The 11,831-nt window shown below is 38.4% G+C and carries 10 protein-coding genes; all 10 read left to right on the forward strand.

From position 1 onward, the window contains the following. The first annotated feature begins 164 nt into the window (after positions 1–164). The 10 genes from hutG (at position 165) to QNH43_RS11410 (ending at position 11,757) form a co-directional block, all read left to right on the forward strand. Entirely contained in the window at positions 165–1,109 is a 945-nt protein-coding gene (gene hutG / locus QNH43_RS11365) for a formimidoylglutamase (RefSeq protein ID WP_283917906.1), read from the forward strand. A gap of 5 nt (positions 1,110–1,114) precedes the next feature. After that, on the forward strand, positions 1,115–2,308 hold the full coding sequence (gene gltS, locus QNH43_RS11370) for a sodium/glutamate symporter (RefSeq protein ID WP_076368924.1): 1,194 nt from the start codon (positions 1,115–1,117) through the stop codon (positions 2,306–2,308). A gap of 370 nt (positions 2,309–2,678) precedes the next feature. Further along, complete coding sequence (locus QNH43_RS11375) at positions 2,679–3,293, forward strand: HutD/Ves family protein (protein ID WP_283917907.1); 615 nt, start codon at positions 2,679–2,681, stop codon at positions 3,291–3,293. Positions 3,294–4,000: 707 nt separating this feature from the next. Continuing rightward, entirely contained in the window at positions 4,001–5,188 is a 1,188-nt protein-coding gene (locus QNH43_RS11380; protein WP_076368926.1) for a hypothetical protein, read from the forward strand. Between the two features lie 17 nt (positions 5,189–5,205). Then, entirely contained in the window at positions 5,206–6,432 is a 1,227-nt protein-coding gene (locus tag QNH43_RS11385; protein WP_283917908.1) for a Zn-dependent hydrolase, read from the forward strand. A 2-nt stretch (positions 6,433–6,434) separates the two neighbouring features. Further along, positions 6,435–7,610 (forward strand): M20 family metallopeptidase, encoded by a 1,176-nt coding sequence (locus tag QNH43_RS11390; protein WP_283917909.1) that lies wholly within the window; start codon positions 6,435–6,437, stop codon positions 7,608–7,610. A gap of 728 nt (positions 7,611–8,338) precedes the next feature. Next, on the forward strand, positions 8,339–9,577 hold the full coding sequence (locus QNH43_RS11395) for an amidohydrolase (protein WP_434060195.1): 1,239 nt from the start codon (positions 8,339–8,341) through the stop codon (positions 9,575–9,577). 118 nt (positions 9,578–9,695) lie between these two features. Then, positions 9,696–9,884, forward strand: coding sequence for a twin-arginine translocase TatA/TatE family subunit (locus QNH43_RS11400; protein WP_063236065.1), 189 nt, complete (start codon positions 9,696–9,698; stop codon positions 9,882–9,884). A gap of 87 nt (positions 9,885–9,971) precedes the next feature. Next, on the forward strand, positions 9,972–10,694 hold the full coding sequence (gene tatC / locus QNH43_RS11405) for a twin-arginine translocase subunit TatC (protein ID WP_283917910.1): 723 nt from the start codon (positions 9,972–9,974) through the stop codon (positions 10,692–10,694). Positions 10,695–10,989: 295 nt separating this feature from the next. Next, complete coding sequence (locus QNH43_RS11410) at positions 10,990–11,757, forward strand: DeoR/GlpR family DNA-binding transcription regulator (RefSeq protein WP_283917911.1); 768 nt, start codon at positions 10,990–10,992, stop codon at positions 11,755–11,757. Positions 11,758–11,831: the final 74 nt, after the last annotated feature.

Consider the following 11,831-nt stretch of genomic DNA (forward strand, 5'->3'; position numbering starts at 1 on the left):
ACTGTGCAGCGGAAGTGGGATGTGCAAATAAGTCACTAGCCTATCAACGTTTAACGAAAACTAAAAGGAAAAGCCATTGCACCAGATCTTTTATTATTGTACAACCCGAAATTGATTGGCGATTGCACATATGAAGTATTTTTATTTATGGGGAGGAAAAATAAATGTATGCGTTACCAAATATGGATTTATGGAAAGGCAGAACAGATAGTCTAATAGATAAAGATGAATTTAGGATTCATCAAATAGTTAAAGATAATCAAATAACTTCAATAAATAATGGATGTGGAATAATAGGGTTCTCTTGTGATGAGGGCGTACGCAGGAATAAAGGAAGACTTGGAAGCAAAGAAGCTCCCGATGAAATACGTAAATCCTTATCTTCTTTGTCTTGGCACGGCCAAGCAGAGGATAGTCTAGTTGATTTCGGAAATATCATTTGTGAAAATCAACAGTTAGAAGCAGCACAAGCTGAATTAGGGAGTCACGTAGAGAAAATATTAACTAAAAATATGTTTCCTGTTATATTGGGGGGCGGACATGAAACCTTTTATGGTCATTATCTAGGGATCAGGTCGAGTGTAGGACCCGAAGCCAAGATAGGCATCCTTAACATTGATGCTCATTTTGACTTACGCTCATATGAAGAAATAACTTCTTCTGGAACGATGTTTAAACAAATATTAGATCATGATCCTCATGCTAGTTATTTGCCTATTGGTATTCAACGTTATGGAAATACAAAAAAATTATTTGACACTGCAACTTCACTTGGTTGTTCTTGGATATTGGAAGAAGAATTGGTGGATGGAATTTCGGAGGAAAATGAAAATGAAATTCTGAATTTTATGAATCAACATGATCATATTATTTTAACGCTTTGTATGGATGTTATTAACGCTTCGGAAGCACCAGGTGTTAGTGCACCTTCCTCATTTGGTCTTTCTGGAAAAATGGTTAGGCAGTTAATTCGTAAAATTATTTCACATCCGAAAACCATTTCATTTGATATCTGTGAAGTAAATCCATCATTGGATAATGATAATCGCACTGTAAAACTAGCTGCAAACTTAATAAATGAAGTATTTTTGTGTGTGGAGAGGAGATAGGCAATATGAACATCGAGATTAATCAAACGATCACTATTTTTTTAGCGGTACTGCTTTTAGCACTAGGCGGGATTATCGTTAGGAATGTCAAAATATTTAAACACTTTTGTATCCCTGCACCTGTTGTAGGGGGATTACTGTTTGCGATAGTCGCTACAAGTCTTAAAACCTTTCTAAACGTAACCATTTCATTAGATACGACACTCCAGGGATTATTTATGTTAACGTTTTTTACGACTGTTGGATTGGGTGCCAGTTTTCAATTAGTAAAAGTCGGCGGTAAATTATTATTAATATATTGGTTGTTATGTGGGTTTCTGGCATTTGCACAAAATCTAATTGGAATATCTTTAGCACCCGTTTTTGGGATTGATCCATTGATTGGTATGATGGCTGGAGCAATATCCATGGAAGGTGGCATAGGTGCGGCTACAGCATTTGGGGGTACCATTGAATCGCTAGGAATTCAATCTGCCCAAGCAATTGGAATAGCAGCAGCTACTTTAGGGTTAGTATTTGGTGGATTAGTTGGAGGTCCAACTGTAAAATATCTAATTAATAAACACAAATTAACACCAAGTAAAAAGGATATTGAAATTCAGGAAAAGAAAGAAATGGAAGACAAAATAGAATTGAATGCAGCTTCATTTATGAAACAAGTTTTAATACTGACATTTTGTATGGCTTTAGGTTCATATTTAGGAGAGTTGTTTTCGGCGAAGACAGGTTATGTTTTACCGAATTATGTTGGAGCAATGATAGTGGCTGTAATAGTCCGGAATATTTTGGATAAAATAAATGGGAAAATCATCGAAATGCCTAGTATAAATTTTATTGGAGATATTACTTTAGGTATTTTCTTATCAATGGCATTAATGAGTATAAAACTATGGGAAGTTGCTGACCTTGCGTTACCTATTATTTTAATTGTGGTGATACAAGTAATCTTCATTATACTTTTAAGTATATTCATCATGTTTCGTTTTCTTGGCAAAAACTACGATGCGGCAGTTATGGTTGGAGGATTTATCGGACATGGTATAGGGGCTACACCAAATGCGATGGCCAATATGTCAACGATCACTGCTAAATATGGACCTTCAAGTAAAGCGTATTTAATCGTTCCGATCGTGGGTGCATTTCTTATTGACGTTTTTGCCATGCCGATTATCATAATAAGTATTAATCTATTGAAATGATAATTTGTTCTTAATGATGGAATGAATTTCAAAATTAATAGTTTATATGCAAAGCCTGATATGGTCAAAGTATAGTTAGATATAGTGTTGATACCGAATGTTTTTAGTAGTATCAAAAACATTCGGTATTGTCTTTTTTCCGAAATTGCCCACATAGTAGGTAATTCACACTGGTTTGTTTAGTAATGCACCGGAACACCATCAATTTCAGGTTATGCTACGATGATCAGAGACCAGTACACCTAAGCTCAATCATGCCTCTCTGTTAATCGTATCCACCCTAATGGAAATGAACAATTTTTTTGTTCTGCACTCTGGTCGAAATTGTTTTCAACTGAAGTAAAGTAATAATTAAAAGGGGAGAAAATAGTTGTCATATTCTCTAAATGTAATAAGAAAAAGTGAACAAACCTCCAGTCTTTGGTCAGGTGGTAAAACAACTCAACTTGCCATTTATCCTGAAGATGGAGATTATTCGAAGCGTGATTTCAAATGGCGGATAAGCACCGCAGATGTCGAGGTGGATGAATCCTTATTTACTCACCTTCCAGGCATTCAGAGGATCATCATGATCCTTGATGGTGAAATGTCGCTGGAACATAAAGGAAAGCACCGGGTGCATTTACAGCCATTTGAACAGGATCGGTTTGATGGAGGCTGGACAACCCGAAGTATTGGGAGGGTTACGGACTTTAATTTGATGTTAGCAGAAGGGTGCGAAGGAGACCTTGGCACGATTCATTTGAATGATGGAATTCATTCTGAAGTGTTGGATAATGGGGATTCTGCGAAAAGATCCGACGCCTATTATTGTTTCAAAGGAAAAAGCAGAATGAGTATCGATGAAAAAGAGTCTATTGTTTTAGGGCAAGGTGACTTGGTGATCTTGAACATGGATCAATTCTGCAACAATTTAAATATAAAGTTATCCAATTACGAAGACGGCTCATCTGCAACAATTATTAAGGTAAGTATTTTTTATTGATGGAAATTCTGGGTTGCCAAAGCATTCATCCTTCTCATATATAAATTGATTGCGCCCCAATGATGAGATTTGACGTCAAGCGTTCACTGCCAAATGGTTTCCATCTCATACCTTTTATAGATTAATAGTGCCAGATACATCCAAGATTATGAGTTACTTTATTCAGATTATATACAGTAAAAAGTAAACAGGAAATTGAATAATCATTAATCAGAGCTGTCTTTAGACAGCTTTTTCTTTTTGGCTCTTTTCGTAAAGATTGTTGTTTTTAAAACGAAACGATTTCAGGTTGATTGAAGCGCAAGTGCGAGGCTCCTGCGGGAGCAGCGGGACAGGTGAGACCCCACAGGCGTTTACGCCGAGGGAGGCTCACCGCCAGCCCCGCGGAAAGCGAGCATCTGGAGGGGTAATCAACCACACCGCTTTACTTGGTAAATAGCAACAAAGTATGCGAAAACAGCCTTCTTTTTAAAATAAATGGTACAGATTAGTTGGTATTGATAAAAAGTCTCTAGAGATAATTTTAAAATTATTTTGAAATACCCAATTTGGGAATGTTCGGTATGTGAAACCAGAATTAAAACACTTACATTTCCTATTATCCGCGAATAATTACCTGAATATATCAAATTATCTTTAAATTCAAACGATTTAATGTTATTATTTTAGAATATTCAAACTATTAAATTGGAAGGTGAGGAACTCATATGTCACAGATGTTGGCTTTAGTTATTGTTATTCTGATTTTATTTGTAGGAGACATTGTGGCGGTCCGGACAAAAGCTTGGGTACCTTCCGTTTTCGTTTCCGCAATCCTGTTTCTATGTGGTTATTGGACGTTCTTCCCGCAAGACATCGTTTCGATAGCAGGTGTTCCACCGGTAGTGGCAACCATGATGATGTACCTATTGATCACGAATATGGGAACATTGCTTTCAATAAGAGAGTTGGTGAATCAATGGAAAACAATTGTCATCTCCTTATCTGGCATTCTTGGTATTGTTGCACTATTATTCGCAATTGGCACATTTATATTTGATCTGCAAACTGTCCTTGTAGCGATTCCACCTTTAGTGGGCGGAATGGTATCTTCAATAATCATGTCAGAAGGAGCGGCAGACGCAGGACTTACGAGTTTGTCCGTTTTTGCCATTGTTATTTATGTAATGCAAGGCTTTGCTGGATATCCTTTAACTTCAATTGTGTTGAAGAAAGAAGGGAAGAAGCTTTTGGGGCAATATCGCAATGGGCAATTAACGGTAAAAAAGAGTGATACTGCAGACGCTTCAGAAGGTATGACGGAACTTAAGCTGTTTAAAAAACTTCCTGAAAAATATAATACGGAATATTTTAAATTTTTCAGACTTGCGATTGTTGCTTTTCTGGCTTACCTTGTTTCGACTGGATTAGAGCCCATTATATCAATAAATGCATTTGTTCTTTGCTTACTATTCGGGGTTGTCGGAAAAAGTATAGGTTTCTTGGAAAAACAGACTCTGCAAAAAGCAAATGGATTTGGATTTGCCATCATGGCCCTTATGCTTTTCGTCTTTGACGGATTGAAAAGTGCAACACCAAGTATGATGATGGAGATTCTTTACCCACTTATTGTTTGCATTTTCCTAGCTGTTATTGGCATGTATATATTCTCATTCATTGCAGGTAAATTGTTAAAAGTCAGCAAAGAAATGGCCTTCGCTGTATCTTTAACAGCATTATACGGATTTCCTGCCGATTACATTATCACCAATGAAGTCGTCAATTCATTAACAAAAGATGAAAATGAAAAAGAAGCATTGCTAAGCCATATGCTGCCGCCGATGCTTGTTGGTGGATTTATATCGGTTACGATCGTGTCGGTTATTTTGGCGGGAATATTTGTACAATTCTTGTAAAATTGGAGGGATTCTAAGTGAGTCTTATCGAACGTATAGAAAAGCAAATAAATGATTTGAACGAATTCACATCAACACCCGGAAAAGGGACAACCAGGCTTACGTATAGCAAGGAAGACTTACTTACACGCAATTATATTAAAAATAAAATGATGGATTCCGGTCTAACAGTAAAGGAAGATGGACTTGGAAATATTTTTGGAAAGCTTGAAGGTACTTTAAAAGATGCACCAAGCATTTTGATCGGTTCACATTTTGATTCCGTACCAAATGGCGGTGCGTATGACGGACCAGCCGGTGTAATTGTCGCTCTTGAAGTGGCCGCCCTATTTGCAGAAAATCAATTAACACCTAAATATCCATTGGAAATCGTTGCCCTGATTGAAGAAGAGGGTGCTCGTTTTGGCGGAGGACTAATGGGGTCGAGAGGAATAGTGGGAACACTTAGTGAGGAAAGTTTTAAAAACTTAAGGGATAAAGAAGGTATCACAACAATTGAAGCGATGTCAAAAATTGGTCTGGATTCATCACTTCCGAAAAGGAGAAATCCTAATAGCATTAAAGCATTTCTCGAATTGCATATAGAACAAGGGCCAATCCTTGAAGAGAAGAATATCCCCATTGGTGTTGTAGAGGCTATTGTTGGTTTAACTCAATTTGAAGTAACCATTGAAGGAAAGGCAGGACATGCAGGCACAACCCCGATGGATCGCCGTACGGATGCATTGGTTGCAGCCGCCCAGATTATTTCTCAATTACCGAGCTTTGCAATTGAGGAAGGTGAAGGAACGGTTATCACGACAGGGCGACTACATGTTTTACCAAATGGAGCCAACGTCATCCCAAATAAAGTCGAATTTTCGGTAGATATCCGATCTAGCAAGGAAGAACATATTAACAATGTCATCAAGCGAATGAAAGAATTAATAGAATCCTACCATGAGCAGGGAATCCATACAGCTGCGGAACAGGTGTTATATATGCCGCCAAAGGTATTGAGTGATGAGATAAAAGCTTTATTAAAGGATAAAAGTTCTGATTTGGAAATTCCATACTGTTCCGTTAATAGTGGAGCAGGTCATGATGCGATGGTTTTTTCCGATGTGACTGATGTTGGCATGCTCTTTGTTCCAAGTAAAGCAGGACTAAGTCATTGTCCAGAAGAATGGTCTGATGCACGTCATTTAGCAAATGGAGTGCAAATATTTTACGAAGTGGCTAAATGTTTAACGGAGGTAGAATGAGGATGATTAATCAAACGATAAAAGAAGCGATTCAAAATAATAGTGATGAATTAATTGAAATACGTAGAAAACTTCATAGCGAACCTGAGTTATCATGGGAAGAAGAAAATACAACGGCCTTTATTTGTGACTACCTTGATAAATTAGAAATACCTTATCGCAAAGCAGAACCAACAGGTGTCATTGCAGAAATTAAAGGCGGTAAGGCAGGAAAGACGGTAGCATTAAGAGCGGATATGGACGCCCTATCTGTTGAAGAATTAAATAAAGACTTGCCGTATGCTTCAAAAGAAGAAGGGAAAATGCATGCATGTGGTCATGATGCACACACATCCATGCTATTAATTGCAGCGAAGGCACTAAACGGAATAAAAGAAGAAATACCTGGGAATGTGCGATTAATCTTTCAGCCAGCTGAAGAAGTGGCAACAGGTGCAAAGGAAATGGTTAAACAAGGGGCTGTCAAAGGTGTTGATAATGTTTTTGGCATACATATTTGGTCGCAAATGCCAACAAACAAGGTTGCTTGTACTCAAGGACCTTCATTCGCTTCAGCAGATATCTTTACAGTAACGTTTAAAGGAAGAGGGGGACATGGTGCCATGCCTCAGGATTGCATCGATGCAACCATTGTGGCCTCTTCATTCGTCATGAATGTACAATCTGTCGTATCAAGAACGGTCGACCCACAGAATCCCGCAGTATTGACAGTTGGAAAAATGGCCGTGGGCACACGATTTAATGTCATTGCAGAAAATGCCGTCATTGAAGGGACTGTCCGTTGTTTTGATCCTAAAACACGTGATCATATTGAAAAACAGCTCCAGATTTATGCTGAAAATGTTGCCAATATTTACGGTGCGACCGCACAGGTTGAGTATTACCGTGGAACGCAAGCTGTCATTAATGATGAATACAGTGCCAAATTAGTGCAAAAAGTTGCTTCAAATGCGTTTGGGGAAGACTCACTATATAATGAAAAGCCAACAATGGGTGGAGAAGATTTTAGTTTCTATTTAGATGAAGTACCTGGAAGCTTCGCTTTAGTTGGATCAGGAAACCCTGAAAAAGATACGGAATGGGCCCATCATCACGGGAAATTCAACATCGACGAAGATGCGCTTGCTACAGGTGCAGAACTTTACGCTCAATATGCCTGGGCATATTTGCACGAATAATGGTCTGAAGAAAAGAGGGAATCCAGTAATTACTAAAGGGTGTTTGAACGCCAGAAGGCCGCCAATTGGCGGCCTTCTGGTGTTAAGGTTTAAATTTCACTAAAAGGGCTTTGCACACAGTCAAAAAGGGAATGGATTTTACCATTCCCTTTTTGTTTTCCATTAATAAGGAATGAAACAACAAAGCTTCTTTTGTCGAAAACAAAAGTGAGAAATCAATTAATCATCTACAAAAAACTTAAATTAACTTAAATTAATGCAGAATTCATTGCTATTAAAAATAAATAGACTTATAATTGGATCTATAGGGTGAAATCATGTAAATGGACGAGTGACTATTTCGACAAATATGAAAATGGATTGATATCGAAACAATTTGTTAAAGAAATAATAAATCCAAAAACACCACTAGAAGAGATATGAAAAATTGGAAGATAAGAGAAAACTCAATCAAATACAGGATGGTTGCCTCTTGTTTTCCAATGAAGTCTATTAATCATGATCATCTTAAAATACAAACGTACTAGAGGAGGATTTTACAGGTGAATCAGGATAAGGAAGGTTTGTCCCGCAGAAAGTTTATAGGTAACGTCTGTAAAATTGGAAGCGCTTCCGCGGTTCTCGGTGTCACGGACACGATGGGATTGTTCATGCCTGAGATGGCAAGTGCGGATACCGAGAAGAAGGCTGGCCATAACACCAAAAAACCAGGAAAGAACAGTTCCTACATGTTGATGAATGTTCGATTGGAAAGTGGATACAAGTATAAAAATGGACAGGTCGTCGCAACCGAAACCGTATTGAGGAACCTCCATATTGTTAAAGGCACCATTACCAGAATACTAGATACCAATTCCCCTTATGGAAAAGGTATCGATTGCTACGACGCGAAAGGCATGCTGCTACTTCCATCTTTTAGAGATATGCATATTCATTTGGATAAAACCTATTATGGGGGACCTTGGAGAGCAGCTGCTACGAGGAAAAATGGCATTTTTGACATGATTACCTTGGAGCAGACACTGCTACTGGAGCTCCTTCCAACAGCCCAGGAGCGTGCGGAGAAATTAATTGAACTAATTCTTGGCTATGGCTCGACATATGTCAGAAGCCATTGCAACATCGATCCAGTCGTTGGCCTAAAGAATCTTGAGAAACTCAATCGGGCCTTAGCAAACTATTCAGATAAAATATCACATGAAATTGTTGGCTTTCCTCAACATGGCTTGCTTCGTTCAAATGCTCAGGGACTGATACGCGAAGCCATGCAGCTCGGAGTTACACATGTTGGCGGACTAGATCCAACCTTAGTTGACGGTGATATGGAAAAATCGTTGCAAACAATGGTACAGATCGCAGTGGACTACAAAGCAGGTATTGATATTCACCTTCATGAAGGTGGCGAAACGGGATTGAAGGCAATTCGTCGATTGGCTGACCTGACTGAGGAAGCCGGTTTGCAGGGGAAAGTGACGATCAGTCATGCGTTTTCGCTCGCTTCGTTAGGGGATGGAGCCGATATAGAAATGGCAAAACGCCTTGCATCGCTGGGTATTTCCATTGCCTCAACCGTTCCAATCGGCAAAGACGTAATGCCGATTCCGCTGCTTCAGAAGCATAAGGTGAACGTCATGCTTGGTAATGATAGTATTACTGATCACTGGTCACCATTCGGGATTGGCGATACGCTGCAGAAGGCACATCTCGCTGCAGATTTGTATGGATGGTCAAACGAATACAACCTGTCCCGCTCACTTTCCCTTGCAACAGGCGGCCTTACACCGCTAGACGAGTCCGGTAAGCAAATATGGCCAAAGGTAGGGGATGCCGCGACCGCCGTACTCATTCCGGCAAGCTGCTCGGCCGAAGCCGTAGCCCGCCTGCCTAAGCGTGCTGCCGTATTGCATAAGGGAACTCTGTCTTCGGGTTCTCTGGATAGCGTGAAGCCTAAGCTTCATATCAATTAAAAGGGTATGACATCGTTAGAGAACCTTGTTAAAAAAGAATTGGGGATAAGTTCGATGAGCACATAAACGTTTAACGTTTTAAAGGAATTACAAAATATAAATACCAATGGGGGAAGTTATGCTACAAAATATCGGAATACCAGGATTGATGCTAATTTTAGTGATAGCCCTAATTATTTTCGGCCCTTCAAAGTTACCGGAAATTGGAAGGGCGTTTGGCTCAACATTAAGAGAATTTAAAAAGTCTACCAGAGACCTTGTAGCAGATGACACGAATGCAGATGTGACCAACAAGAAAGAAAGCTAATCAAATAAATGAAGAGGGGATGTAGGACCTGTCTTACATCTTTTTTTCCTGGAGTGATGAAGTTGGAAAATCAAAAAAAAAGCGAGCATGATTCAGCACCTTGAGGAGTTACGTAAACGTATTATTATCACTTTAGTCGTTTTCACGCTGTTCCTCGTACTGACATTTATATATGTTCAAGATATTTATAATATTATAGTTAAAGATTTGCCGTTTAAGCTAGCTCTGTTAGGACCGAGTGATATCATACTCGTTTATTTAATTATTGCCACCGTCGTTGCCATCGCGGCTACTATACCGGTTGCTGCGCACCAAACTTGGCTGTTTGTACGTCCAGCGTTAACACCAAAAGAACGCAAAGTTACTAGCGCTTACATACCAGCACTATTTATTCTATTCATACTGGGAATCAGTTTTGGTTACTTCATTTTATTTCCGCTAGTACTAAATTTTTTAATGTCTCTATCAAACGACATGTTTACAAATTTCTTTACAACGGAGAAATATTTCCGATTTATGCTTCATATGACACTGCCTTTTGGATTTCTGTTTGAAATGCCGGTTGTCATTATGTTTTTAACAAGTTTAGGAATAATAAATCCATACCGTTTGCAAAAAATCAGGAAATATTCTTACTTTATACTAATAGTTATTTCAATTTTGATTACTCCACCTGACTTTCTATCAGATATCCTAGTTACGGTACCTTTATTACTATTATATGAAAGCAGTGTAAGCTTATCCAAATTCGTATATAAGCGACATCAAAGGGAAAAAGAAGGTAAAAATGAGATGTATGAATCTATCTAAAAAGGGCCTGGCACTAAGACAGTATCATCTCCATGTTAGGGTAATTTTATTCATACACCGAATATACCCCTTCCAATGGTCAGGATAATTATATCTATAATTTGGTGGACTAACCGTCATGTTTAATCCTTGGTTAATATCCCCGATATGGAATTCTGATAACTAAATATATTGATTACAGTGTTCAGTATTTACTAATAATCTACCCTCGAAAGCTTAATTATCCTTAATATAATTCAGGTTTCGTTGTGAATAAACTTGGATTAACTTATAATTAAATCTATGAGGTGAGATCATGCTACAGGATGAACGACTAGACGCCATTGTTCAATATTTAAACGAACATGAACGGATTGATATTGAAACAATTTGCAATATAAATAATGTATCTAAAGATACGGCCAGAAGAGACTTAATAAATTTAGAAGAGAAGAGGAAGATCATTCGAATACGGGGTGGGGCGAAAAAGGCTCTGCTTTCAAATGAAGTCCATAATTATGGTGAGCGCATGAACATGGCATCGGAAGCTAAAGGTAAGATCGGAAAATTTGCAGCTTCTTTGATAAACGATGGTGACCATCTTATTTTGGATGCCTCCACAACAGTTCAATTTGCAGCTAAATATTTAACGAGCCGGAATAATACTGTCGTGACAAATTCGATTAACATTGCCAGTGTACTAAGCCAAAGAGAAGATATAAAAGTTAATTTATTAGGAGGAACATTAAGCACTAGACACCAAGCCATTTATGGTTCAAGAGCCATTAGGGATGTCCAGGATTATAAGGTGAATAAATGCATCATTGGCACTTGCGGAATATCTTCTGAAGGACTGTCTACTTCCATAGAGGAAGAAGGCCTCCTCGTTCACGAAATGATTAAACGTTCTGACCAGGTCATTGTGATTGCAGATTCAACTAAATTTAATAAAACTTTTTTTCAAAAATTATGTGACTTAGACGCCGTTGATATAGTGATTACAGACAAAGAAGTACCAAAAAACATGCAGGAAATCCTAAATAAACATGTGGTGGAAGCCATTGTGGTTCCAGGTCAAGATTGAGTATTAGAATTTTGGGCTCGAGTTTAAAAACTACTCCTCTGATAAAAAAGTATCAGTAAACCTTGAATTTCTTG

It is taken from the genome of Peribacillus simplex (assembly GCF_030123325.1).
GTDB lineage: Bacteria > Bacillota > Bacilli > Bacillales > DSM-1321 > Peribacillus > Peribacillus simplex_D.